We start from the raw sequence: 24,855 nt of genomic DNA on the forward strand, positions 1-24,855 counted from the left end.
ATACCCGCCCCCGCGACAGCTCGCGACAGATCGTGCTGGCGGACCGGCCCAGAAGCCGCGCGATCTCCCGCTGGCTCGTGCCCCGGCGATGCTCCGCAAAGATCACCGCACGCTCGCATGCGTCCAGATGCCGCCCCCGCCCCTCCATCGCAACCCCCCTCCAAACCTCAGGTGTTGCGTTCCTTTCTAGAGGCTAAGTGGTGTTAAGGGGTGGGGTGACGCCTGGCCTTTTGATCCCACGGTTTGATGGTGTGATCCATATGCGCGTGTGGGAAGAGCACCCTGGGACAGGTTCGTCCTGGCAGCGCCATGACCACGCATGGCGTCGGAGCAGCAAGACCGCGAACGCTAGCGTCGCGTGCGCAGGGAACCGGAAGCGGGGCATCGACTGGAAGACGGTGGTGAAGTGGCTCAAGCGCGACAAGGTCGAGGATATGAAGAGAGGGCGGACGGAGCCGCGATCCACCGTCCTGACGGAGGCCGCGGCGGCGATGGTCGTGGCCGTCCGAAGGCATATCCTGTTGCCGCCGGATGACCCTGCTTGCATGCGCTGCTCGCGGCCGTCTGGCGAGGCAAACCGAAGACCAAGGTGATGATCCACTCCGCCCAAGGATCGCCGTTCACCGGCCGCGCGTGGCAGGTGTTCCTCGGCCTGCACAATCTGTACGCAAGCATGAGCCGCCGCGGCAAGTGCCAGGATCAAGCCATGGGCGCCATTGGTTCAAGCCCAATGGTGAGGGCTGTCGCGGACAGCTTCTTCCAACTGCTGAAGCGCGAACGCATTTGCCGCCGCACATTTCCCATAGGAGCCCCCTTATGGGTATCGCGATCATCGGCCAGCAAGCCTTCGGCAATGCCGTCCTTGAAGCTTTCCTTTCCCGTGGCACCGGTGTTGCCGCCGTTCTCTGCGCGTCGGCACAGCCCGGTGCGAAGCCCGTCCCATAGCGGGAACTGATACCCCTCTCGCTTCTGCCAAAGCATCGTGGCCCGTCGGCGATCAACTGGCCCGTTGCCCTTGGCGCGACAGAAACAAACAACGCCGACGGGTTGTTCTCAATCGCGGTATGAGGTCGGTGACGATTGCAACCCTTTTTCCAGGCGGCGAAGGCGCGACCATCAGCTACTCCACCCCCGCAGGTGGCCTGACCGACGACGGGAAACCTGTCGCCCGTGTCCCCGCAGCCGACGATGTCGCAGTCGCACCGATCCTGACGGTCAGTACGGGGGCGACGAATCCCCCGCTGCCATGAGGACCCGGGCTGCACTGGTGCAAAAGCTTTGTTTCCTTCGGTCTGCTGGCAGTTGAGCCGTGAAAGTGGTCTACAGCTTTGTTGCAAAGGGGCCATACGGATCAGGCCAGTTTGGGTGCAATTGCGCTCTGTCCCGGAATCGTGGGGGAGCGAGCCGGCATCGGCACATTCTTCGGCAGGACGAGGCGGGCCGTGGTGACGACGGCCCACCCTTCGGGTTAGGCGCGTGAGCGGGATGGTAATGCTGCTGCGTCTGTCGGGGGCGGTTGTGCTTCTGCCTTTTGCGACTCGCATGGTCCGGACCGGGGTTGAACGGGTGGGCGGGCTGGCGCTGCGGCGCCATCTGCAACGGGTACTGGCCAATACTGCCGTGTGGATGAAGCCGCATCCCGGTGGATGCAGGAACTGATCGCGGCCTGCATCGCGCTGGAGCACGTCGGCGATGTCGCCAGCGGCAACATGGTGGCGCATGTCAGGCGCAAGCATGACCGGGGGCTGTCGTTCAGCCCGGAAGGCTGGCAGGGGCTGGTCGAGCGGCACGACCTGTTGCTGACGGATGCCCGGTTGCCCTTCAACGGCATCGTGTCGCGCGACCAGAACACGGCGCTGGCGCTGGTCCGGGCCAAGGAACGGTTCCGCGAGGCGGAGCGTCGCGCCACGGCCCAGCATTTCGGCCGACTCAAGGATCGCGGCATCCACAGCATCGATACCTTGTCGCTGCACCTCGACACGATCTGCGACCTCAAGCAGATCAACTCGCTTCTCGCGACACTGGCCTACCCCATCCTGGAAGAACAGGGACTTCTGGCCAGTTCCCGTCTGTGTGTGTCCGACAGCGGCACCGCTTGTCGCACGCCGGGCACTCGCCTCTTCGGGGATGGTGAACGTCTTCACCTGGGACGACTATTTCCAGCCCAACATCGTCGACGCCTTCCAGAAGGCGACCGGCATCACCATCAACATCTCGACCCATGGCTCGAACGGGGTAGCTGCCAGCAAGCTTCGCGCGGCGGGCGGCAAGGGGTTCGACCTGATCTTCCCCTAGGTCGACACCCGTCCGAACCATGACGAGGGCGATCTATCCGGACGCAACGGGCGAGCTGGCGTCGAACCGCGCGATGGACCTTTACAAGCCCGAGGAAAACACCCGCCGCATCTTCGACGGCTGCGTGGCATTTGGCTGCTGTTCACGCCCTGGTTCAGCCAGGTGCGCGAGGAATATGTCGAGAAGCTGACCAACGCCTGATGATCCCCCAGCGGGCCCACGGGGCCCCGCAGCCCTCTCCTTACTCAGGACGGATGCTTCCCATGTTGGACCAGACAACCGGCAAGGCAATCGAATTTGACCGGGCCTCGGTAGGATACGGCCAGTTCCAGGCCGTGCAACCGACGGACCTGCGGATCGAGGCGGGCGAGTTCATCTCGATTCTCATCCCCTCCGGCTGCGGCAAGACCACGCTTTTGCGGCTTTTGGCGGGGTTTCTTGACCCGACTGAAGGCGATGTCCGGATCGGCGGTCAGTCGATGGTGGGCATCGACCCCTCGATCCGGCCGACGGCGCTGATCTTCCAGGACCTGGCGCTGTTTCCCCTGATACCGATCTGGGAAAACGTTGCCTTCGGGCTGGAAATGCGCGGCTGGTCCAAGGGCAAGCGGCGCGACCGCGCGCATGAGCTTCTGGCCACCGACGCGCCGAGCGACCACGCCTAAAAGTTGCCCGCCCAGTTGTCCGGCGGGCAGTAGCAGCGCGTTGCCATTGCCCGGGCGCTGGCGGTGGAGGCGTCAGTGCTCTTGCTCGACGAGCCGCTCTCGGCCCTGGACCTGAAGTTGCGTCGGCACATGCGCGCCGAATTGAAACAAATCCAGGCCCGCACCGGCATCACCTTTCTCTACATCACCCACGACCAAGGCGAGGTTCTGGCCATGTCCGACCGCGTGGCGGTGATGAACCGGGGGCCGGATCATGCAAGTCTGCTCGCGGGACGAGGTCTATGACCGGCCCGATAACGCGTTCGTCGCCACCGTCGTCGGCGAGATGAACGCGCTCGACTGCCGCATCACCGCCAGCGCCGATGGCTTCGCGCAAGTGGATACCCCGCTCGGCGCCGTTCAGCCCCCAATCCGAAGGGGCTGCGGACGGGCAAGACGGCCGAGACCGGATCCGGTGCCCTTCCCGGAAAGCGGCAGCGGCGTCTTCATCGCCATGGTCTACGCCTATATCCTGCTCGTGGTCTTCCCGCTCTACAACGTGCTGGAGACGCTGGACATGAACCAGGTCGAAGCGACGCGCGACCTTTGCGCCTCGACCTGGAACCTCCACCTCCGCGTGGTGATCCCGCACGCCCGGGTAGTGTCTCACTTTGAAATTTGGGGACCTTGACGTTGCACTGGAACCCGACCATCAACTGGACGTTAACGATGGCGTGGGCAAATGTGACCCGGTGGGCCTACTTTCGCCGCGCTGCCGCCCTATGTAAAGGCTATAGCCAAATCACCCAACCCCGTGGCACCATCGGCCCAGCGCCGGGTGACACGGCGGGGCGTAAGGAGGTTGAGAATGCCGAAAGGACCAAACGGGCAGACTCGCCCTGCGGACGTGATCGGCAACGCGGTGCATATCGCGAGGATCGCGACCGGAGAGATCGAAGAGACGGCGTTGAAGCAACCAGCCAAGCGCGCGAGCGGTCTGGCGGGTGCGAAGGCACGTCAAGAGAACACCACAGAGGCCCAGCGCCGCGAGATCGCGGAGCGCGCCGCAGCGGCACGGTGGGGATGATGGCACATTCATCTCTTGTCATTGCAAACGAGTTCATCCGTCGCTCTTTGCAGTCGGGTTGCCCGATAACCCAGATGCAGGTGCAGAAGCTCGTTTATTTCGCGCACGGCTGGTATCTGGCTGTCACTGGAAACCGGCTGGTTGAGGACCAGGTTCAGGCTTGGGATTTTGGGCCTGTTTTCCCGACTCTTTACAGCGCGCTGAGAAAATTCGGACGGAACCCAATCGACCGTGTGCTACGGTGGGGCGAGGATACTCCGTTCAATTTCGATGATGCTGGAGAGGCGATAGAAGTAATGGCGCCAGAAGAGAGCGCGATCATTGATCAGGTTTGGAACGCTTATGGAAGGTTCCCGGCGTTCAAGCTATCTGCGCTAACTCACGAACCTGGCACGCCTTGGGAGGCCGCATTTGAGGGCGGTAAAAATCGGCCCATCGCAGACGCTGACATCAAGAGTTACTTTTACAACCTGATGCAGGCCGCGTGACAGTAGACGAAGAAGCACTTCGTAAGAGGCTCCGGGAGGCAATCAACCGGAGCCTCACTGGCGTTCAGCAAAAGGCGCAACCCGACGACAAGGATAAGCGGGAGGCGCTGGCAGCAGAGAAGAAGCAAAACGCCGAAACACAAAGCATCGTTGAGTCTAATCTTGATCGTCGCGTCAACCGGAGACTGCGATGGAAGTATGCCCGATGGGTCTTTTGCTATCTTGTGTGTTACTCCATCTTCGTGGGCGGCGTTCTGATCATTTCTGGCTTTGGAATTTGCGGTTTTGTGCTTTCTGAGACGGTTCTGTCAACGCTTGTTGGCTCAACAGCTGTCAGCGCCATTGGTCTTGTGTTGGCAGTAACAACAGGGTTGTTCAAACCTATTTAAAGTGAACTTTTTGCTTGCTAAACGATCTGCGGCCCTCTAGATTGAGGGCATGAACAAGCTCGACATCAAAACCCGCGTCACCATCCTCAACATGCTCGTTGAGGGGTCGTCCATGCGTTCGATCAGCCGGATCACCGGGGTTTCCATCAACACCGTGACCAAGCTGCTTGAGGATGCGGGGCGGGCTTGTGCCGACTATCACGATGTGACTGTGCGCAACGTGAAGGCGCAACAGGTCCAGTGCGATGAAATCTGGTCTTTCGTCTACGCCAAGGAAAAGAACGTGGCAGACGCCCGCTCTGCCCCGGACGGCGCTGGCGATGTGTGGACGTGGACCGCGATTGACCGCGACAGCAAGATGATCCTGGCCTTTGAAGTTGGCGACCGTTCGGCAGAAACCGCGCGTGAATTCATGTTCGATCTGGCCGACCGTCTGGCAAACCGTGTGCAGCTGACCACGGACGGCCACGGGGCCTATCTCAAGGCCGTGGGTGACGCCTTCGCCGCCGAAATCGACTATGCGATGCTGGTCAAGATTTACGGAGATGGCGAAGGTGGCAAGGGCCACGAGCGCAAGTATAGCCCCGCCGAATGCACGGCCATCAGGAAAGTCCCTGTATTCGGTGAGCCGGTCAAGGAAATGGTCAGCACGTCACACGTTGAGCGCCAGAACCTCTCGATGCGCATGGGAATGCGGCGCTTCACGCGCCTGACCAATGGGTTCAGCAAGAAGGTGGAAAACCACCTGCACATGCTGTCGCTCTACTTCGTGCATTACAACTTCGTGCGGATGCACAAGACGCTCAAGATGACCCCGGCCATGGCCGCAGGCGTGACAGATACCCTGCGCGACATGTCTTGGTTGGCGGACATGATCGACGCCAGCTTGCCCAAGCCGGGACCGCGCGGGCCTTACAAGAAGAAAGTTTGAGGTATTGAAATACCTCAAGGTGTGAGGTAAGCTGATACCTATGAGTGACCAAGAGATCAGATTTCGGCTGGCCGAAGCGGTCGCCAAAACAACCACCTCGGCTGCGGAGGCTCGGGGGATTGTTGAGGCGCTGTATCGCTTTGTGACCGAGGCGAAAGCCTAACCGTACTTGCGGAAGCCCTTCACGGCGTGAAGGCACTCGGCGTAGGTGTCGAGCAGCCACTTTTTGTCTGGCACATTCTTCCCGTGAGAGAAGAGGTCGCGCCCTTCCATGGACGCCAGCTGATGCACCAACTTTAGCGCCACCTGTTCAGGCGAATTCTCTCCAATGTGGACCACGGTGTTAGTGTCGGCCATTCGAAACATCTCCTCTCAAAAACGAACAGGCAGGCTGTCACCTCGTCCGCGATTCTGCAACGGTAGGGATGGGTGTGGCTTCCGCCATCGCGGCGGCACCCATACCGCTCTCAAAAAAAAGATAATTCAAACTGAGACACTACCCACGCCCGGCCCGGCATTGCCGTCGGCTGCGTCATGACCTTCATGCTGTCCGCCGGGTCCTATGCCGTGCCCCACATCATGACACGCGGCACCGCCTCGTCCTGATTCACCCAGCTGATCTACAACCACTTCGTCGAGGCGACCAACTGAAACGTCGGCGCGGCCTATGCGCTGAGCCTGGTGGTGGTCTGCACGCTGTTCATCTTCGCCATGATGCGGCTTCTGAAAGTCAGCCTGAAGGACATCGCCAAATGAAGCCTGCCGGCATGGGCAGCACGCTGGCGCTGCGGCTCTTGCATGGGCCTGTCGGGCGCGCTTCTCTTGTCGCAGCTTGGCAAACGCTCGGCCGGGCTGCTTTATACAGTCATGGTTTCACCGCTTCTGACCCCGGGAATCATCATCGGCATCTCGACCGTCATCCTCTGGCGAAACTTCGGCACCACGGCGGGCCTCGTCGCCGCCATTCTGGCGCAGTCGGCCTTCATCGCCTCCCATGCCATGCTGATGTTCATGGCGCAGCTGCAACGGCAGGACCACACGCTGGAGGAAGCGGCGCTCGACCTCGGAGCGACCCGGGCGCACGCCTTCCGCCGGATCACCCTGCCGTTCCTGAAGCCGACCATCGTCACAACGGCGGCCATCGCCTTCCAGCAAAGCTTCGAGAACTATAGCACCACGATCTTCTCGATCGGCGGCGAGCATGCCCTTGTCACCGAAATCGGTGCCCGGATGCGGTTCGCCATCGACCCGATGATCAACGCGATCGGTATCCTGTTCATCGCGGTCACGGTGATCTGTGCCGTCGCCTGCTCGCTTCTGCGTCGGCACGAACGGTGGCGCGAGGCCGCAGCATGACCCTGCCGCAGTCCTTTGGCGCGGGCGGCTGGCGGGCGCGGATTGCAGCGCTTGAGGCGGATGAGGCCGCCAAGCTTGCCCATCGCGCCCGCACGGCGCCGCTCTTTGCCCATGCCTACGCCTTCCACCTGAACTTCCGCTTCGGCGGCATGCTTCCTTCCGATCTGCTGGCCCATGCGGCCGCGCACGGGCTGAGCGGGGTTCAGATCCATGTCGAGGATGGCGAAGCCGCCAGCCTTGCCGCGATGACCCCGCCCGAGCTTGCCGCCTTCGGCGCCGAAGCGCGTCGGCTGGGGCTGGCGGTCCATGTGGAAACCTCCTCGACCGAGGCCTGGGATCTGGAGCGGGCCGTCGCCATCGCCCATGCGGTGGGCGCGGTCGCCATGCGCTGCTATCCGCGCCACGAAGGCCGGGTGTCGACGGTGATCGCCCACGCCATCGAAAACCTGCGCGGTCTGGAGACGCTCGACCCCCAGCGCAGGTTGCGATTCACCCTGGAACAGCATGAGGATCTGACCTCGACCGAGTTGGTCGGCATTCTGAAGGCGGTGGACAATCCGCGCCTGGGCCTGCTGTTCGACTTCGGCAACATGGTGAATGCGGGCGAGACGCCGTTGCAGGCGCTGCAAACCCAGGCGCCCTGGCTGCGTGAGGCCCATGTCAAGGATTGCCACGTCCTGCCCGACCGCGGCGGCTGGGCGCATCGTGCCTGCCGAAGCGGCGAGGGCGATCTGCCGATGCAGGCGCTGCTGGTCGAGCTTCTGCTGCTGGGCGCCGAGAAGCCGCAGATCGAGGCTTTCGGGCTGGAGGAAGAGGAAGACTACTATGCCCCCGCCCTGCGCTTTCCGGATGGAGAGCCCGACCCGCTTATCCCGGCCCGCACTGCCAGTTTCACCGATCCGGGCGCGGGCGAACTACCCGAGCGGCTGCGACGCGAGCGCGAAGCTGCCCTGCGCCAGCTTCACGTCGTGAGCGCCATGCTGGACGACATCGCCACCACCGCCGAACGCCAGAGGCCCGCGCCATGACCGACCCCAAGACCCCCTGAGTGCCCGGCCGAAATGGTCGCGCTTGCGCAGGCCAGGCCCGTTTCACCCGTGCCTCGCATGATTGCTATGCGGCCGGGCTTCTGGCGCTTGGCACGGTGGACCTGCTGCTGGTAGGCAATGTCCACGACTACGACATCCTGCCGCAACTGCCGATCATTCAGGGCGCAGGCGGCATCGTGACCGACTGGGACGGGCAGCCGCTGGCCGATGCGGCGCGTTTCGACACGGTGCTGATGGCCGCGAACGCGACGGTCCATGCGGTGGCGCTGAAGGCCCTGCGCGACGCTTGAGCGCCTGCCGCCAGCGGCCAAGATGCGCTGGCGCAAGCCGCTCGACGGGGGGGCATGGCCAAGCGAAAATCCGGCGCCCTTCTGACGCGGATCGTGATCGACCGTGACAGCCGGGTGCCGCTGTTCCGCCAGTTCGAGGACCAGCTGCGCGGCGCGATTCTTGCCGGGTCGCTTTCCGGAGCAACCCGCCTGCCGGCCATCCGGGCCCTTGCCGTCGATCTGGGTGTGTCGCGGACGACCGTGGTGCAGGTGCTGGAAAGCCTTGCCGCCAAAGGGTTCCTGGACCTTCGCCGCGGTTCGGGCACCTTTGTCGCACCCACGTTCCTGCTGCATGTGCCGCAGCGTGTTGAGCCCGTGACGGAACCCGGACAAGCCTTTGCAGCCGCGCCGAGCGTGCCCGGACTGGGCAGCCGCTTTGGCGCGGCAGAGGTCGATCTCATCCCGCTGGAAAACCGGCCCTTCCTGCCGAACGCACCGGCCTATGACCAGTTTCCCTTCGCGCTTTGGCCGAAGAATGTGAACCGGCAGACCCGACAGGCTGGCGCGACAACATGGGCTACGGCGATCCGGCGGGCCATGCGCCCCTGCGCCAGGTCATCGCCGATTGTCTGGCATTGCATCGCAGCGATACCTGTCATCCCGACCAGATTTTCGTCACGCCCCGGCGGTCATGCGGCCTTCGTGGTGGCGGCCCTGCTGTTGACCGACCCCGGCGGTGGGAATCTGTTCGAAAATCCTGGGCCCCTGATCGCTCGCAATCTCTTTGAATCGCTCGGCCGAAGGCTGGTCCATGTTCCGGTGGACGAGGACGGCATGGATTTCGAACCCGCCTTGGCCCTGACGCGGGTGCAGGCGCGGGTCGATCAGGCCCGTGCCAGAGGGAAACCTACGCTCGAACTTGCCGCACCGGTTTGCCGCTGCGCTGCGTCACGCCAACGCCGGGCGCGACGCCGACGGCTGCGTTCGACGGCGGCAAGAGGGGCCGACCGCGCACCATGTCGGCGGCGCGTTCGGCCAGCATGATCGTCGGCGCGTTCAGGTTCGCGTTGGGCTCGCTGGGGAAGACCGAGCTGTCGATCACCCGCAGCCCTTCGAGGCCGCGCACCTTCAACTGGCTGTCCACCACCGCCATCGCGTCCTCGCCCATCCGGCAGGAGCCGCAGGGGTGGTAGGTGCTTTCCATCGTCTCGCGCACCCAGGCGTCGATCTCGTCGTCCTTTTGCACATCCTTGCCGGGCGCCATTTCCTCGCCCCGGAAGCGGTCGAAGGCGGGCTGGGCGATGATCTCGCGCGTGAGGCGCAGGCAGCGGCGGAAGCCCTCGCGGTCCTCCTCGCGGTCAAGGTAGTTGAACAGGATGTCGGGTTGTTCGAACGGGTCGGCCGAGCGCATGCGGACATGGCCGCGGCTTTTCGGCTTGTTCGGCCCTGTCAGCACCATGAAGCCGTGGCCGTCCAGCGGCTTCTTGCCGTCATAGCGCATGGCGGCGGGTAGGAAGTGGAACTGAATGTCGGGCGAGGCCAAAGACGCATCCGAGCGGATGAAGCCGCCGCTTTCGAAATGGTTCGTGACCGACAGCCCGCGCTTGAACAGCACCCATTCCGCGCCGATCAGGAAGCGGCTGAAGAGACCCATCTTGCCGTTGAGCGTGATTGGCTCCTTGCAGGCATACTGGATGTAGACTTCGGAATGGTCCTGCAGGTTCTCACCCACCCCCGGCAGATCGTGCAACACCGGCACGCCCGCCTTCTGCAGCACCGCCCCCGGGCCGATGCCGGAGCGTTGCAGGAGGTGCGGCGCGGCGATCGGCCCGGCTGAAATCAGCACCTCGCGGCGGGCTTTGGCGACATGGCGCTGACCCTGATGCTCGTATTCGACGCCGACGGCGCGTTTGCCTTCCAGCAGCACCCGGCGCGTCATGGCATGGGTGATCACCGTCAGGTTCGGGCGGCCCATCGCGGGCTTCAGATAGGCATTGGCAGTCGACCAGCGCACGCCGTCCTTGACCGTCATGTGCATCGGGCCGAAGCCCTCCTGCATGAAGCCGTTGGGGTCTTCGGTGGTGATGTAGCCCGCCTCATGCCCGGCCTCGACAAAGGCGCGGTAAAGCGGGTTCTTCATCTCGTTCCCGGCATTGGTCGACAAGGGCCCCTTTGCCCCGCGATACTCGTCGGCCCCGCCCTTCCAGCTTTCGGCGCGCTGGAAATAGGGCAGGCAGTTGGCATAGCCCCAATTGCGCGCGCCCAGGCTCTCCCACTCGTCGAAATCGCTGGCATGGCCGCGCATGTAGACAAGGCCGTTGATCGAGGACGACCCGCCCAGCACCTTGCCGCGCGGGCAATGCACTTGCCGCCCGTTCAGCCCCGGTTCGGGCAGGGTCATGTATTTCCAGTTGTACTTGGTGCCGTTCATCGGGATCGACAGCGCGGTCGGCATCTGGATGAAGATCGACTTGTCGCTGCCGCCATATTCCAGCACCAGCACGCGGGTCGCGGGATCCTCGCTCAGCCGGTTGGCCAGAACGCAACCGGCAGAACCGGCACCGATGATGATGTAGTCGAAGTCCTGAGACATGGGGGCCTCCCGGTGATGGATCGAGGAAAGGTGGCGGGGATGCTTCGACCCCCGCCAGTCAAGCGGCCGGAAGGGTCAGCCGCGCGGATAGTTGCCCCAGCCACGGCCCCTGGCGAAGATCCGGGTCAGGACATAGTGCACCAGCCCGGCCGCAAAGCACGACGGCAGCGAGGCGGTGAGGTATTTGAACGCGGGCGCGCTTTCCAAGGTCTGCGGGTTGAAGACCGCGATGTAGACGACAAAGCCCACCACCAGCGCCACGATCCCGATCGGGTTGAATCCGCCGGCGAAGCGATAGGCCGAAGTGGCGGGGTCGCCATGCAGCGCGCGCAGGTCAAGCTTCTGCCGACGCAGGAAGAAGTAGTCGGCAATGCCGATCCCGGCCAGCGCCGAGTTCAGCGCCGAGGTCCAGACGAGGAAGATGAAGAAGCCATCATACATCGTCGGGTAGAAGATCACGAGGATCAGCGGAACGATGCAGAACAGGAACAACAGCACGTCCCAGCGCAGCCCGCGAATGGCGCTGGTGCCTATCTGGCGCAGGCCCACGACCGAGGTATAAAGGATGTTCGCCATCGAGGTGACATTGGCGAAGGCCACGAACCCCAGCGCGATCACCCCAACCGTCACGCCGCCGACCTGCGCCATCCAGATCGTCGGATCGCTGTTGCCAAGTGCGACCGAGCCCAGCAGACCCACGACCTCGCCCAGGGCCGCCGCGCCGAAGATGCCGACGATGTTGGGCCAGAAGGCGGTGCGTTCGTTCTTCGTAAGCCGCCCGAGGTTGCCGATGTAGGGCCACCAGGAGAAGCCCGCGGCCAGGTTGACCTCGACCGCGATGATGAAGTTCAGCGTGTTGTCCTCGAACGGCGGGGCCAGCGCCTTCATCCCCATCAGCTCGCCGAAGGAATGGTGGCTGAGGATCAGGTACATCATCCAACCCATCAAGAGGACCAGCGCGGGCGAGATGACCATGTTGAAGAACTTGATCGAGGTCGGCCCCTTGGCGACGATGAACCAGGTCAGGAGAATCGCCCCGATCGCTGCGACCATGACCTTCGGCCCCAAGGGCGCAGCCTCGCCGCCCGAAACCAGGGCGGTCAACCCGTCGATGGAGCGGCCGAACATCATGCTGAGGACGGCAAGCCAGCCCATGGTCAGGAACACGACCGCAAGGAAATAGACCAGCCGGCTGCCGTTTGGCCCGAACTGGCTGCGCAGCATGGTGAACTGCTCGACCCCGTATTTCCCGGCCGGAACACAGGTCGGCAGCGCGGTAAGGATGACGCCGATGATGTTGCCGATGACGATGGCCGCGATGCCTTCGCGCGGGCCGACGAAGAGGCCGACCGCCCCGCCGATCAGGAAGGCCCAGGTGGCGATGGCCAGGGCCGAATTGGCATAGGTGAATTCCCAGAAGCCCCAGAGCCGTTCGCGCGGCAGCAGGGGCAGGTCGCCGCGCTCGGCGGCCTCGATGTATTCCAGGCTGCCGCTGGTCTCATGCCCGGTGTAGGTGGTATCCGCGTTTGCCATCTCAGACCCCCCAGATCCAGAAACCGGCGACCAAGAGGGCCGTCAGCCCCAGGAGGCCGAGGTAATGCGCGGCGGTCATCCGGCCCTGCCAGCTGTCCTGCGCCTCGATCTCGTCGTAGATCTTGATGCGGCGCTCGAGCTCCCGCGCCCAGGGTTTGTCATTCTCGGTCATCTCTCTCCCCCTTCTGACCCGCCTCCCGCGGGTGTCTGACATGGGCCTCCCCGGCCCGGTTGTCGTTCAGCCCACCCGCACCGGGGTGGCGTAATAGGGCAGCCGGTCGATGCGGGGCTGCCAGGCGCCACTGGCGACCAGCCGCTGCACATGGGCCGCGATCTCTTCCATCGGCGCGAACCAGACATCGCCGCGCGCCACTGCGGTTTCGAGGAAGCGATGCCAGTGATGCCAGCGCGCCAGCCGTCCGGTGGCGAAGGGATGCACCACCGGCACCCAGAGCCCGCCATGCGTGTAAGAAGCCTCGAACTCCTGCATGAAGGGCAAAAGCCCCTGTTCCGGCGCGCGGATCGGCATCATGTAGTCGAGGTCCATCGACTGCACATATTGCGGCCAGTCATCGAGGCCCCAGTGCGAGGGCAGCTCCACCAGCCGCCCCCCGGCACAGTCCAGCAGGTAGGGCTGGTCATCGCCCATCAGCGAGGCGTCGTAAGTGAAGCCGCGATCTGCCAGAAGGTCGGCGGAGCGGTGCGAGAAGTTGTAAAGCGGCGCCCGCCAGCCACGCGGGCGTTGGCCGGTGGCCTTGACGATCACCTCGATGCCACGGTCGAGCCAGTGGGCCTCGTCATCGTCGCTGAGTTCGCGGGGGTGTTCGTGCAGGAAGCCGTGATGGGCGATCTCGTGGCCGCCGTTCAGGATGGTTTCGACCGCTTCGGGGTAGGTCTCGATGCACCAGGCGGGGATGAAGAAGGTCTGCTTGATGCCAAGCTGGCGATAGCTTTCGACAATGCGCGGGATGGCGACACGCGGGCCGTATTGCAGCATGGAAATCGCCGAGACGCGGCTGTGGCCGTCCTGCGGATGGGCGATGTGGACCAGACTGTCGGCATCCATGTCGAAGGTGACTGAGGCCGCGCATTTCGCGCCGTTCGGCCAGGGGATCGGGTTCAGGATCATGGCATGACGCTCCCGCCGTTGGGGCCGATGCCTTGGCCAGTGAAATAGCGCCCGCCGTCGCCGCCAAGGAACAGCGCGAGGGCCGCGATTTCCTGCGGCTGGCCAAAGCGGGCGAGGGGGATCGCCAGCTCCTTCGCGCGCCAATCCGCGCTCATGTTCGCGGCGCCCAGCATCTCGGTGTCGATCGGGCCGGGGCAGATGGCGTTGACCAGGATGCGGGGGGCGAATTCCTTGGCCCAGCTGCGGACAAGGCCGAGGACGCCGTGCTTTGACGCGACATAGGGCGAGAACGTCTCGCGCCCGTAATAGGCCATGTCCGAGGCGATCAGGATGGCGCGGGCGGGGGCGTCTGCGCTGCCCTGCATCAGGCCGATGGCGGTCTTGCCGACAAGGAAACTGCCGCGCAGATTGATGGCGATCACCCGGTCGAAATCGGCGACGGGCGTTTCCAGAAGCGGCGCTTCGTGGATGATACCGGCGCAATGGACCAGAATGTCCAGCCCGCCGAAAGCCTCACCGACCGCCCGGCCCATGGTTGCCACCGCGCCCTCGTCGGACACGTCGCAGGCAAGGCTCAGAACCTCTTCGGCCCCCGCGGCGCGGGCTGCGGCGGCGGTTTCCTGCGGCGGGCGGATGTCGGCCAGCGCCACCCGGTCGCCCGAACGGGCAAAGGCCAGCGCGCAGGCAGCGCCGATGCCGCGATGGGCGCCAGTGATCAGGACGCGCCGCGTCATGCCATCACCTCGCCCCGATCCAGCATCAGCGCCTGCCCGGTCATGTCCTTGGCGCCGTCCGAGGCAAGCCACAGGTAGGGCGCAGCAAGGTCGTCCGGCTCCAAGAGCCCCGGCAGCACCTGGGCGCCGACGATCTCGGCCAGAAGGTCGTCCTCCGACCGCCCCGTCCGTTTCGACATGTTCTGCAAGGACAGCATCGCCGCCTCGGTCCTGACCCAGCCGGGGCAGACGGCGTTGACGCGGATGCCACGCGGGCCAAGTTCTTTCGCCATCACCCGCATGAAGCCAAGGTTGGCGTGTTTCGAGGTGATGTAGGCCGAAAACTCCGGCACCGCGACCCGGCTCCAGATCGAGGCAGTCAGGATGATCCGGCCACCCTGTGCCAGCTTCGGAAGCGCATGGCGGGTGACGTAGAAGGTGCCGTTGGTGTTGATATCGGTGATGCGGCGGAAGGTATCCTCCACCGCGTCCGGGCCATCGACGGGGGTGATCCGCTCGAGCCCGGCGTTGTTGACCAGCACGTCGATGCGGCCCATCCCCGACAGCGCCGCCTTGACCGCCGCGCTGTCAGTGATGTCGCATTCCAGTGCACGGGCCTTGCGCCCGGTCGCGTCGGAAATCGCCTGCGCCGCCGCATGGATGCCCGCGCCCGAGGACAGCACCGTCACTTCGGCCCCCGCCAGGGCAAAGGCGCGCGCCACGGCAAAGCCGATGCCCCGGCTCGCCCCGGTCACCAGAACGCTTTCGCCCGCATAGTCGTAGCGCAGCGACCCCATGGCTCAGGCGCCCTTCGCGTGGATGATCCGGCCGATCAGGTTCATCAGCACCTGCGCCGCAAGGATCGTCGTCGTGCCGGTATGGTCATAGTCGGGCGCGACCTCGACCAGATCGACGCCGACCACGGTGCCGCGCTGGCAGAGGCCGGCCAGCAGTTCCAGCACCTCGTAGTAGATGAAGCCGCCGTGCGAGGGCGTGCCGGTGCCGGGCGCGATGGAGGGATCGAAACCGTCGATGTCGATGGTGACGTAATACCGCGCGCCCTGCGGCACCCGCGCCAGCACCGCCTCTACACCCAGTTTGCGGATCTGGCGGACCGACAGGATGTCGGACCCCATCTTGCGCGCATCCTCATAGCCGTCGCGCGCGGTCGAGGAGACGTTGCGGATGCCCAGTTGCGACAGGCCCGAGACGTAGGGCTTTTCTGCTGCCCGCCGCATCGGGCTGCCGTGGCCATTGCGCACGCCATGGCGGACGTCGACGAAGTCCAGATGTGCATCGATCTGCACGACGTGGATCGGACCCTTCTGGGCGCAGTCCTCATCGAAGGCGTTGATGCAGGGGATGTTGACCGAATGGTCGCCGCCGATCACCACCGGCAGGGCGCCCGCCTTCAGGATCCTGCGCACGCCGAATTCGATGTTGGCATGGCTGCGCTCGGTGTCGGTGTGGATGATGTCGGCATCGCCCAGATCGACGATGCGCACCTTGTCAGCGGGCAGGTAGGTGACGTCATCCTCATGGTCATAGGCGCCGCCGTGGCCGAAGGAGAACAGGGTCGAGGCCTCGCGCACGCCACGCGGCCCGAAGCGGGCGCCCGATCGCCACTGGGTGCCAAAGTCGAAGGGTGCGCCAAGGATGGCGACATCGGCGTCGATGGCGTCCCAGTCGGGCTGGTAGGGCGACTTGCCGAAGGTGCAGATGCCGACGAAAGGCAGGTTCAACCGCCCGGTGTCATAGGAATTCCCCGCCATGTCGGCCCCCCTTGTGCATCTGCCAAGAAGGCCATCGGCATTCGTTTCATGAAATATCTATGTTTCCATGTTCACTTTCCATATTATCAATGTATGAACGCTGCCACCCGCCACGCCCCCGACCGTCTTCCCGTCAGCGACGTCGATCTGCGGCTGCTGCGGGTGTTCTCGACCATCGTTGCCTGCAACGGGTTTTCCGCAGCGCAGGACAGCCTGGGGATGACGCAGGCCACCATCTCCACCCATATGCGCCATCTTGAGGAACGGCTGCGCGTCCGGCTCTGCGAACGTGGCCGCGGGGGGTTCTTCCTGACGGACGAGGGGCGGCAGGTGCATGAGGCCTGCCTCGACCTTTTCGGGTCGATCGACCATTTCCAGACCGCCCTCGGCGATGTGGTGGGCGAGCTTTCCGGCACGCTGACCTTCGGCACGGTGGACGCAATGGTCACGAACCCCTCGCTGAACCTGCACCGCGCCATCGCTGCCTTCCACCGGCGCGCGCCGCGGGTGACGCTGGAGTTCGACGTTGCCGCGCCGCAGGTCCTGTCACAGGGCCTGCTCAGCGGCGCCTACCAGGTCGTCCTCATGCCCGCCCCGTCCCGCCCGGTGAACACGCGGGCGCAGCTTCTGTTTCACGAGACGCAGAAACTCTACTGCGGCCAGGACCATCCGCTGTTCGGCGTACCGGACTTCGAACTGACCCCGGACCTGCTGGCCCGCCAGTCCTTTGCCGGGCGAACCTACATGCCGCGCCTGCCGATCTGCGGCATCGATTTCGACTGGCGCGCAGCCACGCCGCACATGGAAGGGACGCTGATCCTCCTGTTGTCCGGGGCCTATATCGGCTTTCTGCCGGAGCACTACGCCGCGACCGAGGTGCAGGCTGGCCGCCTTCGGGGGCTTGCCGGTGATCGGCTTTCCTTCGATGACCCTTTCCAGATCGCCTACGCCCGACAGTCGCCCTCCCGTGCCGCGCTCGCGCTGACGCGTGCCATCGTCGAGTGCTGCGTCGCACCCGGCTAGGTACTGACCGCGCAGCAAGGAATGTGCACCCTGAACGCCGCCTCCGGCCCCAGAGCCTCCGTTTTCTGATGCCGATTTCCGAAGTGCGACCCGCCTCGGCTGACTGGATCCAGTCTTCGCGATCAGCCTCCGGCGGTGCGCAGCGTGTCGCGCGGCGACAGGCCGTATCGTGCGCGGTACAGTTCCGAAAACCGGCCGAAATGGGTAAAGCCCCAGCGCAACGCCACTTCGGTCACGGTGGTGCCGGGGCTGGCGGCGCGCAGATCGTCATGGGCCCGCGCCAACCGCACGTCGCGCCAGAACCCCAGTGGCGTGGTATCACGATGCTGGCGGAACACCAGTTGCAGCCCACGCGGGGAAATGCCTGCTGCCTCGGCCACGTCCCGCAAGGTCAGCGGTTGGTCGAGGTTTGCCTCGATATAGCTTTCGGCAAGGCGCAAATGACGCGGGCGGGGCGCAGCCTTGTGGCGGGCCAGCGCGCCGAAATGGTCATGCGCCGCCGCCTCTATCAGTCCCGACAGGACGGCGTGCTCGATCTGGCGCGCCATCAGCCCCGCGCCGATCGGCGGGCTGCCCGCATCGGACTCGGCCACCAGCCACAGCACCAGCCGACGCAGCGCAGCCCCCGGTCCGGTGGTCAGATCCAGCGGGCCCTGAAAGGTCAGCGGCCGGTCGGATGGACCGCCGAGTTCGGTCGCAAGGTGGCCCTGCATCGCGCGCCGGTCGATTTGCACCAGAACCTGCCGGGCGCCGGCCTCCCACACCATGCGGGTGGGCAGATGCGGGTTCAACACCGCCGCTTGCGCCGGTGTCGACAGATAGCGGCTGGTGCCATTGGTTATTTCGGCTCCGCCTTCCAGTGGAATCTGCAAGAGATAGAAGCCCTGCAACTCGCCCGGCGCGATCAGCGTGCGCGCGCCATATTCGATATAGTTCAGCGACAGGCTCTGCCCCGGCAGATGGTGGTGGCGCGCATCGAACCGCGCCTCGGTCCCCAGGGTTTCCAGCCGATGAGGACAGAAGACCGCCGCCACCCGTTCCCGCGCCTCGTCCAGATCGGACGAGCGGAACAGGGCGTGTGCCGAAAGCGGGGCTTTCACGCGAGGGGCAGTCATCGAACCTGTCCGGGCCTTTCCTGATCTGACGACGCAAGCCTAGCACGACGCGGCCACAACCGATCCGTCCGATACACGATTTTTTCGTTTTCCGGATAACGAGCGCGCCTGGCGGATAGCGCGAGGGAACCGGCTGCCGAAATCTGTTTCAAACTCAAAATACCCAGGAGGGAACCGGATGCGTGGATTGCAGGGCAAGGTGGCGATCGTGCCGGGCGGCGCCACCAAGATCGGCCGGGCCGTGGTCGCGGGGTTCCGCGCCGCCGGAACGCGGGTGATGGTGGCGGATATCGTCGAACCGGCGGGCGATCTGGCGGGCGATCTGGGCGAAGGGGTCGGCTTTTGCCGCTGCGACCTGCGCGACGATGGCCAGATTGCCGCCCTGGTGGCCGAGACCACCCGGCGCTTTGGCCGGATCGACTTTCTGGTCAATGTCGCCTGCACCTATCTGGACAATGGCGCCGCCTCGACCCGCGCCGAATGGCTTGAGGCGCTGGACGTGAACCTTGTCGGCTCGGTCATGCTGATGCAGGCGGCGCGGGCGGAACTGGCGAAGAACCGGGGAGCCATCGTCAACTTCGGCTCAATTTCCTCGCGCGTGGCGCAGACCGGGCGCTGGCTTTATCCGGTGTCCAAGGCGGCGATCCTGCAACTGACGCGCAATCAGGCGATGGACCTCGCGCCCGAGGGCATCCGCGTCAACGCCGTCAGCCCCGGCTGGACCTGGTCGAACATCATGGACCAGCTGACCCACGGCAACCGCGCCAAGACCGACGGGGTGGCCGCGCCGTTCCACCTGCTTGGCCGCGTGGCCGACCCCGAAGAGGTGGCGGCCACGGTGCTGTTCCTGTGTTCGGACGAGGCGAGCTTCATCACCGGCACCGATATCTGCGTGGATGGCGGCTACACCGCCATGGGACCGGAACGGGCGGAACCGGCCATTCCGAAGCTGATGGACTGAACCGGACAGAACAGGGAGAGAGAGATGAGAAAGATCACCATCATCGGCGGCGGGCAAGCGGGGCTGCAACTGGGCATCGGCCTCTTGCAAAAGGGCTACCGCGTGCGCATCGTGCAGAACCGCACGGCAGAAGACATCGCCACCGGTCGCGTGCTGTCCAGCCAGTGCATGTTCTCGAACGCGCTGGCTCATGAAGCCGCCCTTGGCATCGACTTCTGGGCCAAGGACTGCCCGCCGGTGCAGGGCATCAACTTCATCGTGCCGAACCCGGATGGATCGGGCACGCGGCTGATCGACTGGGCCGCGCGGCTGGACCGCGACGCCCTGTCGGTGGACCAGCGCGTGAAGGTGCCCCGCTGGATGGCCGAGTTCGGCCGGCTGGGCGGCGAGATGGTGATCGCCGATGCCGGGATTGCCGAGATCGACGCCTATGCCGCCGAGGATGACCTGGTGATCGTTGCCTCGGGCAAGGGCGAGGTCGGCCGCATGTTCGCCCGCGATGCGGAGAAATCGGCCTATGACAAGCCGATGCGCGCCCTTGCCCTGACCTATGTGACCGGCATGACGCCGCGCCAGCCACATTCCGCGGTGGAGTTCAACCTGATCCCCGGCGTGGGTGAATACTTCGTCTTTCCTGCCCTGACCAGCACCGGCCCCTGCGAGATCATGGTATTCGAGGGCATCCCCGGCGGGCCGATGGATTGCTGGGCCGATGTGACGACGCCCGAGGCCCACCTGGCAAAATCGCTGGAGATCCTGACGACCTTCCTGCCCTGGGAATACGAACGGTCGAAGAATTGCCAGTTGACCGATGCCAACGGCATCCTGGCCGGGCGCTTTGCCCCGACGATACGCCACCCGGTCGCCACCCTGCCCTCGGGGCGCAAGGTGCTGGGCCTGGGCGATGCGGTCTGCCTGAACGATCCGATCACCGGGCAGGGGTCGAACAACGCGGCAAAGGCGGCGGCGGTCTATCTCGACCGCATCCTCGCCCATGGCGAGGCGCCCTTTGACGAAGCGTTCATGCAAGGCACCTTCGATGCCTTCTGGGCCTATGCGCAATGGGTGGTGCGCTGGACCAACATGCTGCTCTTGCCGCCGCCGCCCTTCATCCTGGACATCATGGGGGCGGCCTGCGGCGAGCCGCGGCTGGCGCACCGGATGGCGAACGGCTTCGACGACCCGCGCGACTTCTTCCCGTGGTTCGCCGATCCGGCCGCCGCCGGTGCCTATCTGGCCCAGCTGAAGGCGGCCTGAGTTGGGCAGCCCCGTCGATCGCGACAGCTTTCGCACGGCCATGGCGCGGTTTCCCGGCGCGGTCACTATCGTGACCAGCCGGGCCGGACCCGAACGGCGCGGCATCACCGCCACCGCGGTCTGCTCGGTCAGCGCCGATCCGCCAAGCCTGCTGGTCTGCCTGAACCGCAAGACCGGCACCTGCGCCATGGTGCGTGAAACCGGGCGATTCAACGTCAGCCTGCTGGCGGGCGAGGCGCAGGCCATCGCGCTGCGCTTTGCCGGGGCGGACGGTGCCACCGGCGAGGGCAAGTTTAGCGAGGGCCGCTGGCACGAGGACGGGCATGGCCTGCCGGTTCTGGCCGATGCGGTGGCCAATTTCTCGTGCGAGGTGGCCGAGATGACCGATGCGGGTTCGCATACCGTGTTCATCGGCCATATCGCCGAGATCGATCTGGGCGAGGGGCCGGCGCTGGTCTACGAACAGTCGCGCTTTCACCGGCTGCAGGCGCTCTAGGCTCCAGCGTCCAGGCTCATTGATCGTCAGAACCAGTCGCCGGGCTCGGACGGTGTCTCTGGTCAAGTTCGGTGCTTGATCGGTGCGCCAAGTTGACGCAGGGTAGCCCGGTGGTAGCGGACCGTCTGGTGAGACGCCTTGAGCCAGGATCTGCGGGTGTGGGATCTGAAAATGTCTTTCAAGCCTGTGTCTCTGGCGATCATCTTCACCATCGCTTTCCTCACGGGCGCGCCCACGAAGGCCGAGGTAAGCCAGGAGGCCGAGCTGGATCTGGCTCTTCGCCTTGCGGTCCTGCTGCAATCGGCCCGTGCCGTCATCGGGGCAGAGCAGGCGCTGATCAATGATCCCGCAATCGGCGACAAGGGATTGACGGGCAAAGAGGTTCTGGCCCGCGCCACCAAGGCATTCGTGGAAAAGACCGGCGCGCCGCCCCTGAGTGACGGCATGGACGCGCGCGAGGCCGACCTTATCTCGGCCCTGATGGCCTCGATCACCGAGGTGATGGATGCCAACGCCGCGTCGATCAACCGTGAAGGCATCGCGTTCAAGGGTTTCGTGCCGGCGGTCTTTGGTCGCCTCGTGAACGAAACCTTCCTGAGCAAGGCCGGGGACCGAGCCGAAATCAAGGTCACCGCGCCAATGAGCCTCGTGCGCAACCGGAAGTCCCGACCCGACGCCTGGGAGGATCAGGTCATCACCGAATACCTGCTTTCTCCCGAATGGCAGAAGGGAGCCGTCTACTCCAGCCTGACCGAGACCGGAGATCGCGAAGCCTTTCGCGTCATGGTTCCCGAATACTACACCGAGGGCTGTCTGGCCTGTCATGGTTCGCCGGCGGGCGAAGTCGATGTCACGGGCTATCCCAAGGAAGGCGGCGCGCTTGGCGATCTGGGTGGCGTGATCAGCATCACCCTCTACCCGTAAGGCCGCGAATGGCGCGGTTGGATCGAGTGGCCAATATGCTGGGGCGAGTGTCGATCTTCGCGCGACTGGCGTTTCTGGCCATCGTCCTGCTGGCGGCCCTGATCGGATCGAACGCCTATCTCGGACAGCGCCTTTCGCGCAATGCCGAGGCGATCGCGCAAGAGGTGGCGCGGGTCGGCGAACTGCGCCTGGCCTATTCTGCGGCGGCCCGCTTCGGCGAATTGAAATACTGGCTTTCGGATCTTGCCGTCAGCCTGCTCATGCGGTCCGAGAGCAATGCCAACGCCGCCCATGATGCGCTGATGGCCGATCTTGACGCGCTTGAGCCGATGGCGCCCGACAGTGTCGCGCGGATCCGCAAGGAAGTGGCCGCCTTGCGGGAGCAGGCCTTCCTGGCGGTCGATGCCTACAGCCAAGATCAGCGTGTTCTCGGCAACTCGCTGGTGGCGCAAGGCCAGTCGCACATCCTGAATGTCGACGCGGAACTTGGCGCATTGGTAGACCGGCTGGAGGCGCAGGCAGTCACGACTGGGCAGGACGCGCTTACCTCGGCAAATTCGGCCGTCACTCGCGCCACGCAGATCTCGGTTGTGGCGGCGGTCCTTGGGCTTTTGCTGACGCTTGGGATCATCGCCACGATCACCAATCCCCTGCGTCGCGTGATGTCTGCGATGACGGAAATTACAGGCGGGAATCTCTCGACGCCGATCCCGGATGCCGGTCGCGACGAGATCGGCGTGATGAGTCGCACCCTGGGCCTCTTCCGCGACAGCCTGCGAGAGCGCGAGGCGCTGGCGGCGAAACAGCGCGAACTCGTCACGAGCCTTGCCGAAGCCCGGGACGAGGCGATGCGTGCCACCACGGCCAAAAGCCAGTTCCTCGCCAGCATGAGCCATGAAATCCGCACGCCCATGAACGGCATCATCGGGATGAGCAATCTATTGCTCGATACTGACCTCCCACCTGAACAGGCGGAATTTGCACGCACCATCAACGACAGCGCCGAAAGCCTGCTGACGATCCTGAACGATATCCTGGATTTCTCGAAGGTCGAGGCGGGCAAGCTGGATCTGGAGCGCGTGGCGTTCGACTTGCGCGAATGCATCGAAGGGGCGCTTGACCTTGTGGCAATGGCCGCGGGCAAGAAGGGTCTGGACCTTGCCTATGTGATCGAAACCGAGGTTCCGCAGAGGATCGTCTCGGATCCGACCCGGTTGCGGCAGGTCCTCCTCAACCTTTTGAACAACGCGATAAAGTTCACCGAAAAGGGCGAGGTCGTCCTGACCGTCGGACGCGAAGGCGGTGCGGCGGCGGAGGTCGACGACTGCACCCTGCGCATGACCGTCCAGGATACCGGGATCGGCATCCCGCCCGACCGGATCGGCCGGCTTTTCCAATCCTTCACGCAGGCAGATGCCTCGACCACGCGCCGCTTTGGCGGAACAGGCCTTGGACTTGCCATCAGCCAGCGGTTGGTATCCTTGATGGGCGGAGAGATCGGGGTGACAAGCGAACCCGGAAAGGGCTCCAGCTTCAGCTTCACGATCAGGGCGCCGGTGGCCGAACAGATACGAGCGGTCCGCATCAACGAGGCGCGTCCCGATCTTGAAGGCAGGCGCGTGCTGATCGTCGATGACAATACCACGAACGGCCAGATCCTGACGCGCCAGTGCGAAATCTGGTCGATGAAGCCGACATATGCAACGGGACCTGCCGAGGCGCTGGTGCTGCTGCGTGATGGCCAGCGATTCGACATCGCAATTCTTGACATGCATATGCCCGACATGGACGGCTTCGGCCTTGCCCAGGCGATCCGCGACCTGCCCGATCCCCAGCCGATGCCACTGATCCTGCTCAGCTCTCTCGGCCATGCGGGTGATCATGATGCCGGGGCGCTGAAAACCGCTGGTTTTGCCGAGGTCATGGCCAAGCCGATAAAGCCCTCGACGCTGCTCAACGCGCTTCTGACCATCGCGCTTGGTGAGCCCGCACGGGTTCTTCCCCACCGGCGCATGGACCGCCCTCGCATCGACGACCAGCTTGCGGCAGAACTGCCGGCCCGGATCCTGCTGGCCGACGACCATCCAACCAACCAGAAGCTCGGCGGGATGATCCTGAAGCGGCTGGGCTATCGCGCCGATGTCGCTGGCAACGGGTTGGAGGTGCTGGAGGCGCTGGAGCGCCAGCCCTACGACCTGATCCTGATGGACATCGAGATGCCCGAGATGGACGGGGTCGAGACAACGCGTCGGATCATCGCGACGTATCCGGAAGGCAAGCGGCCGAAGATCGTCGCGGTGACGGCCAACGCGATGGAGGGAGACCGCGAGCGCTTCATCGCGGCCGGAATGAGCGACTATGTGAGCAAGCCCATCCGTGTCGAAGCATTGGTGCGGGCCCTGAGAGCCTGCCTTGATGGCGGCCTGGAAACGATGGGGGAACCAATGTCCGCACCCGAAGGCGAACTGGACCCCAAGGCCCTTGCACAGCTTCTCGATGTGATCGGCGGCGACCATGCTGCCTTCAGGGAACTGGTCCAGAGCTTTCTTGATGACGGCCCCGGGCTGGTGAATGGCCTTGCTGCGGCGGTTGAAGCGAATGACGCCGACGCCCTGCGCCGTGCCGCCCACACCCTCAAGGGCAGCGCGACGGATTTCGGGGCCGTTGCCCTGGAGGCACTCTGCCGCGAAATCGAGGCGATCGGGCGGGAGGGCGAGGTCGCCGCCGCCGCCTCCCGGGTCGATGCGGTAATGCGGGAATACAAGACTGTGGAAATGGGCCTGAAAGGCCTGCTGGTGGCCTGAAACGGCAGGACGATGGGGAGAATGGCA

Annotated in this window: 29 protein-coding genes and 2 pseudogenes; 20 read left to right on the forward strand and 11 right to left on the reverse strand. The window is 64.7% G+C overall.

The genetic code is table 11. From position 1 onward, the window contains the following. The coding region (locus tag JNL31_RS06225; RefSeq protein WP_294971289.1) for a helix-turn-helix domain-containing protein at window positions 1-148 on the reverse strand (148 nt) is incomplete at its 3' end. 393 nt (window positions 149-541) lie between these two features. On the opposite strand from JNL31_RS06225, the pseudogene JNL31_RS06230 reads away from it, so the two are divergent. Continuing rightward, window positions 542-799: pseudogene (locus tag JNL31_RS06230) on the forward strand (hypothetical protein); the annotation flags it as partial. Here the strand turns inward: JNL31_RS06230 and JNL31_RS06235 are convergent. Then, a complete protein-coding gene (locus tag JNL31_RS06235) occupies window positions 700-981 on the reverse strand; it encodes a hypothetical protein (protein WP_294971295.1) in 282 nt (93 codons plus the stop codon). The pseudogene JNL31_RS06230 and the gene JNL31_RS06235 sit on opposite strands and share 100 nt — an antisense overlap. A 665-nt stretch (window positions 982-1,646) precedes the next feature. Between JNL31_RS06235 and JNL31_RS06240 the strand changes: the two genes are divergently transcribed. The 9 genes from JNL31_RS06240 (at window position 1,647) to JNL31_RS06280 (ending at window position 5,997) form a co-directional block, all read left to right on the forward strand. Then, the gene (locus tag JNL31_RS06240) at window positions 1,647-2,318 is read left to right on the forward strand and encodes a hypothetical protein (RefSeq protein ID WP_294971193.1); all 672 of its coding nucleotides are present in this window, start codon (window positions 1,647-1,649) and stop codon (window positions 2,316-2,318) included. 240 nt (window positions 2,319-2,558) lie between these two features. Continuing rightward, window positions 2,559-2,960, forward strand: coding sequence for an ATP-binding cassette domain-containing protein (locus JNL31_RS06245; RefSeq protein ID WP_294971195.1), 402 nt, complete (start codon window positions 2,559-2,561; stop codon window positions 2,958-2,960). A gap of 81 nt (window positions 2,961-3,041) precedes the next feature. Then, the gene (locus JNL31_RS06250) at window positions 3,042-3,245 is read left to right on the forward strand and encodes a hypothetical protein (RefSeq protein ID WP_294971198.1); all 204 of its coding nucleotides are present in this window, start codon (window positions 3,042-3,044) and stop codon (window positions 3,243-3,245) included. Then, window positions 3,214-3,630: a hypothetical protein gene (locus JNL31_RS06255; protein WP_294971201.1), complete on the forward strand. Its 417-nt coding sequence runs from the start codon at window positions 3,214-3,216 to the stop codon at window positions 3,628-3,630. Before JNL31_RS06250 ends, JNL31_RS06255 begins: the two co-directional genes overlap by 32 nt. Before the next feature lie 177 nt (window positions 3,631-3,807). Beyond that, complete coding sequence (locus JNL31_RS06260) at window positions 3,808-4,026, forward strand: histone H1 (RefSeq protein WP_294971203.1); 219 nt, start codon at window positions 3,808-3,810, stop codon at window positions 4,024-4,026. Continuing rightward, the gene (locus tag JNL31_RS06265; RefSeq protein ID WP_294971206.1) at window positions 4,026-4,514 is read left to right on the forward strand and encodes a type II toxin-antitoxin system antitoxin SocA domain-containing protein; all 489 of its coding nucleotides are present in this window, start codon (window positions 4,026-4,028) and stop codon (window positions 4,512-4,514) included. Before JNL31_RS06260 ends, JNL31_RS06265 begins: the two co-directional genes overlap by 1 nt. Then, window positions 4,511-4,903, forward strand: coding sequence for a hypothetical protein (locus tag JNL31_RS06270; protein ID WP_294971209.1), 393 nt, complete (start codon window positions 4,511-4,513; stop codon window positions 4,901-4,903). The genes JNL31_RS06265 and JNL31_RS06270 overlap by 4 nt, the downstream gene beginning before the upstream one ends. 49 nt (window positions 4,904-4,952) lie before the next feature. Beyond that, complete coding sequence (locus tag JNL31_RS06275) at window positions 4,953-5,834, forward strand: IS1 family transposase (RefSeq protein ID WP_294971211.1); 882 nt, start codon at window positions 4,953-4,955, stop codon at window positions 5,832-5,834. 40 nt (window positions 5,835-5,874) lie between these two features. Further along, complete coding sequence (locus JNL31_RS06280) at window positions 5,875-5,997, forward strand: hypothetical protein (protein WP_294971214.1); 123 nt, start codon at window positions 5,875-5,877, stop codon at window positions 5,995-5,997. Here JNL31_RS06280 and JNL31_RS06285 read toward each other — a convergent pair. Next, window positions 5,994-6,191: a hypothetical protein gene (locus JNL31_RS06285; RefSeq protein ID WP_294971216.1), complete on the reverse strand. Its 198-nt coding sequence runs from the start codon at window positions 6,189-6,191 to the stop codon at window positions 5,994-5,996. The genes JNL31_RS06280 and JNL31_RS06285 overlap by 4 nt on opposite strands. A gap of 441 nt (window positions 6,192-6,632) precedes the next feature. On the opposite strand from JNL31_RS06285, the gene JNL31_RS06290 reads away from it, so the two are divergent. The 4 genes and pseudogenes from JNL31_RS06290 to JNL31_RS06305 form a co-directional block, all read left to right on the forward strand. Continuing rightward, on the forward strand, window positions 6,633-7,190 hold the full coding sequence (locus JNL31_RS06290; RefSeq protein ID WP_294971218.1) for an ABC transporter permease: 558 nt from the start codon (window positions 6,633-6,635) through the stop codon (window positions 7,188-7,190). Further along, complete coding sequence (locus JNL31_RS06295) at window positions 7,187-8,218, forward strand: TIM barrel protein (RefSeq protein ID WP_294971221.1); 1,032 nt, start codon at window positions 7,187-7,189, stop codon at window positions 8,216-8,218. The genes JNL31_RS06290 and JNL31_RS06295 overlap by 4 nt, the downstream gene beginning before the upstream one ends. Window positions 8,219-8,238: 20 nt before the next feature. Further along, on the forward strand, window positions 8,239-8,529 hold the full coding sequence (locus tag JNL31_RS06300) for an inositol monophosphatase family protein (protein ID WP_294971224.1): 291 nt from the start codon (window positions 8,239-8,241) through the stop codon (window positions 8,527-8,529). A gap of 54 nt (window positions 8,530-8,583) precedes the next feature. Next, window positions 8,584-8,829, forward strand: a pseudogene (locus tag JNL31_RS06305) (GntR family transcriptional regulator); the annotation flags it as partial. 586 nt (window positions 8,830-9,415) lie between these two features. On the opposite strand, the gene betA reads toward JNL31_RS06305, so the two are convergent. The 7 genes from betA to speB form a co-directional block, all read right to left on the reverse strand. Beyond that, window positions 9,416-11,101: a choline dehydrogenase gene (betA, locus tag JNL31_RS06310; protein WP_294971226.1), complete on the reverse strand. Its 1,686-nt coding sequence runs from the start codon at window positions 11,099-11,101 to the stop codon at window positions 9,416-9,418. A 75-nt stretch (window positions 11,102-11,176) separates the two neighbouring features. After that, complete coding sequence (locus JNL31_RS06315) at window positions 11,177-12,634, reverse strand: cytosine permease (RefSeq protein ID WP_294971230.1); 1,458 nt, start codon at window positions 12,632-12,634, stop codon at window positions 11,177-11,179. 1 nt (window position 12,635) lies between these two features. After that, window positions 12,636-12,806 carry a hypothetical protein gene (locus JNL31_RS06320; protein WP_294971232.1) on the reverse strand — a complete coding sequence of 57 codons (171 nt, stop codon included), beginning with the start codon at window positions 12,804-12,806 and terminating at the stop codon, window positions 12,636-12,638. A 66-nt stretch (window positions 12,807-12,872) separates the two neighbouring features. Next, on the reverse strand, window positions 12,873-13,763 hold the full coding sequence (locus tag JNL31_RS06325; protein WP_294971234.1) for a polysaccharide deacetylase: 891 nt from the start codon (window positions 13,761-13,763) through the stop codon (window positions 12,873-12,875). Continuing rightward, entirely contained in the window at window positions 13,760-14,497 is a 738-nt protein-coding gene (locus tag JNL31_RS06330; RefSeq protein ID WP_294971236.1) for an SDR family oxidoreductase, read from the reverse strand. Before JNL31_RS06330 ends, JNL31_RS06325 begins: the two co-directional genes overlap by 4 nt. After that, a complete protein-coding gene (locus JNL31_RS06335; RefSeq protein WP_294971237.1) occupies window positions 14,494-15,273 on the reverse strand; it encodes an SDR family oxidoreductase in 780 nt (259 codons plus the stop codon). The genes JNL31_RS06330 and JNL31_RS06335 overlap by 4 nt, the downstream gene beginning before the upstream one ends. Window positions 15,274-15,276: 3 nt before the next feature. Next, on the reverse strand, window positions 15,277-16,248 hold the full coding sequence (gene speB, locus JNL31_RS06340; protein WP_294971239.1) for an agmatinase: 972 nt from the start codon (window positions 16,246-16,248) through the stop codon (window positions 15,277-15,279). 93 nt (window positions 16,249-16,341) lie between these two features. Between speB and JNL31_RS06345 the strand changes: the two genes are divergently transcribed. Beyond that, window positions 16,342-17,271, forward strand: coding sequence for a LysR family transcriptional regulator (locus JNL31_RS06345; protein WP_294971240.1), 930 nt, complete (start codon window positions 16,342-16,344; stop codon window positions 17,269-17,271). A 122-nt stretch (window positions 17,272-17,393) separates the two neighbouring features. Here the strand turns inward: JNL31_RS06345 and JNL31_RS06350 are convergent, their stop codons facing one another. Next, window positions 17,394-18,386, reverse strand: a complete 993-nt coding sequence (locus JNL31_RS06350) for an AraC family transcriptional regulator (RefSeq protein ID WP_294971241.1) — start codon at window positions 18,384-18,386, stop codon at window positions 17,394-17,396. Window positions 18,387-18,564: 178 nt separating this feature from the next. On the opposite strand from JNL31_RS06350, the gene JNL31_RS06355 reads away from it, so the two are divergent. From JNL31_RS06355 to JNL31_RS06375, 5 genes are all read left to right on the forward strand, one after another. Continuing rightward, a complete protein-coding gene (locus JNL31_RS06355; RefSeq protein WP_294971242.1) occupies window positions 18,565-19,347 on the forward strand; it encodes an SDR family oxidoreductase in 783 nt (260 codons plus the stop codon). Window positions 19,348-19,371: 24 nt separating this feature from the next. Further along, window positions 19,372-20,604 carry a styrene monooxygenase/indole monooxygenase family protein gene (locus JNL31_RS06360; protein WP_294971243.1) on the forward strand — a complete coding sequence of 411 codons (1,233 nt, stop codon included), beginning with the start codon at window positions 19,372-19,374 and terminating at the stop codon, window positions 20,602-20,604. A 1-nt stretch (window position 20,605) separates the two neighbouring features. Then, complete coding sequence (locus tag JNL31_RS06365; protein WP_294971244.1) at window positions 20,606-21,100, forward strand: flavin reductase family protein; 495 nt, start codon at window positions 20,606-20,608, stop codon at window positions 21,098-21,100. Between the two features lie 138 nt (window positions 21,101-21,238). After that, the gene (locus JNL31_RS06370; protein ID WP_294971245.1) at window positions 21,239-22,024 is read left to right on the forward strand and encodes a DUF3365 domain-containing protein; all 786 of its coding nucleotides are present in this window, start codon (window positions 21,239-21,241) and stop codon (window positions 22,022-22,024) included. Between the two features lie 35 nt (window positions 22,025-22,059). Then, on the forward strand, window positions 22,060-24,828 hold the full coding sequence (locus JNL31_RS06375; RefSeq protein ID WP_294971291.1) for a response regulator: 2,769 nt from the start codon (window positions 22,060-22,062) through the stop codon (window positions 24,826-24,828). Window positions 24,829-24,855 lie beyond the last annotated feature (27 nt).

The organism is Tabrizicola sp. (genome assembly GCF_016792905.1).
Lineage (GTDB): Bacteria > Pseudomonadota > Alphaproteobacteria > Rhodobacterales > Rhodobacteraceae > Tabrizicola.

What these genes read in the sequence shown, in the direction of transcription:
- JNL31_RS06235 (WP_294971295.1), bottom strand. Translation starts at nt 981, where the DNA reads ATGCTTTGGCAGAAGCGAGAGGGGTATCAGTTCCCGCTATGGGACGGG.
- JNL31_RS06240 (WP_294971193.1), top strand. Translation starts at nt 1,647, where the DNA reads ATGCAGGAACTGATCGCGGCCTGCATCGCGCTGGAGCACGTCGGCGAT.
- JNL31_RS06245 (WP_294971195.1), top strand. Translation starts at nt 2,559, where the DNA reads ATGTTGGACCAGACAACCGGCAAGGCAATCGAATTTGACCGGGCCTCG.
- JNL31_RS06255 (WP_294971201.1), top strand. Translation starts at nt 3,214, where the DNA reads ATGCAAGTCTGCTCGCGGGACGAGGTCTATGACCGGCCCGATAACGCG.
- JNL31_RS06260 (WP_294971203.1), top strand. Translation starts at nt 3,808, where the DNA reads ATGCCGAAAGGACCAAACGGGCAGACTCGCCCTGCGGACGTGATCGGC.
- JNL31_RS06265 (WP_294971206.1), top strand. Translation starts at nt 4,026, where the DNA reads ATGGCACATTCATCTCTTGTCATTGCAAACGAGTTCATCCGTCGCTCT.
- JNL31_RS06275 (WP_294971211.1), top strand. Translation starts at nt 4,953, where the DNA reads ATGAACAAGCTCGACATCAAAACCCGCGTCACCATCCTCAACATGCTC.
- JNL31_RS06280 (WP_294971214.1), top strand. Translation starts at nt 5,875, where the DNA reads ATGAGTGACCAAGAGATCAGATTTCGGCTGGCCGAAGCGGTCGCCAAA.
- JNL31_RS06285 (WP_294971216.1), bottom strand. Translation starts at nt 6,191, where the DNA reads ATGGCCGACACTAACACCGTGGTCCACATTGGAGAGAATTCGCCTGAA.
- JNL31_RS06290 (WP_294971218.1), top strand. Translation starts at nt 6,633, where the DNA reads ATGGGCCTGTCGGGCGCGCTTCTCTTGTCGCAGCTTGGCAAACGCTCG.
- JNL31_RS06295 (WP_294971221.1), top strand. Translation starts at nt 7,187, where the DNA reads ATGACCCTGCCGCAGTCCTTTGGCGCGGGCGGCTGGCGGGCGCGGATT.
- betA (WP_294971226.1), bottom strand. Translation starts at nt 11,101, where the DNA reads ATGTCTCAGGACTTCGACTACATCATCATCGGTGCCGGTTCTGCCGGT.
- JNL31_RS06315 (WP_294971230.1), bottom strand. Translation starts at nt 12,634, where the DNA reads ATGGCAAACGCGGATACCACCTACACCGGGCATGAGACCAGCGGCAGC.
- JNL31_RS06320 (WP_294971232.1), bottom strand. Translation starts at nt 12,806, where the DNA reads ATGACCGAGAATGACAAACCCTGGGCGCGGGAGCTCGAGCGCCGCATC.
- JNL31_RS06325 (WP_294971234.1), bottom strand. Translation starts at nt 13,763, where the DNA reads ATGATCCTGAACCCGATCCCCTGGCCGAACGGCGCGAAATGCGCGGCC.
- JNL31_RS06330 (WP_294971236.1), bottom strand. Translation starts at nt 14,497, where the DNA reads ATGACGCGGCGCGTCCTGATCACTGGCGCCCATCGCGGCATCGGCGCT.
- JNL31_RS06335 (WP_294971237.1), bottom strand. Translation starts at nt 15,273, where the DNA reads ATGGGGTCGCTGCGCTACGACTATGCGGGCGAAAGCGTTCTGGTGACC.
- speB (WP_294971239.1), bottom strand. Translation starts at nt 16,248, where the DNA reads ATGGCGGGGAATTCCTATGACACCGGGCGGTTGAACCTGCCTTTCGTC.
- JNL31_RS06345 (WP_294971240.1), top strand. Translation starts at nt 16,342, where the DNA reads ATGAACGCTGCCACCCGCCACGCCCCCGACCGTCTTCCCGTCAGCGAC.
- JNL31_RS06350 (WP_294971241.1), bottom strand. Translation starts at nt 18,386, where the DNA reads ATGACTGCCCCTCGCGTGAAAGCCCCGCTTTCGGCACACGCCCTGTTC.
- JNL31_RS06355 (WP_294971242.1), top strand. Translation starts at nt 18,565, where the DNA reads ATGCGTGGATTGCAGGGCAAGGTGGCGATCGTGCCGGGCGGCGCCACC.
- JNL31_RS06360 (WP_294971243.1), top strand. Translation starts at nt 19,372, where the DNA reads ATGAGAAAGATCACCATCATCGGCGGCGGGCAAGCGGGGCTGCAACTG.
- JNL31_RS06375 (WP_294971291.1), top strand. Translation starts at nt 22,060, where the DNA reads ATGCTGGGGCGAGTGTCGATCTTCGCGCGACTGGCGTTTCTGGCCATC.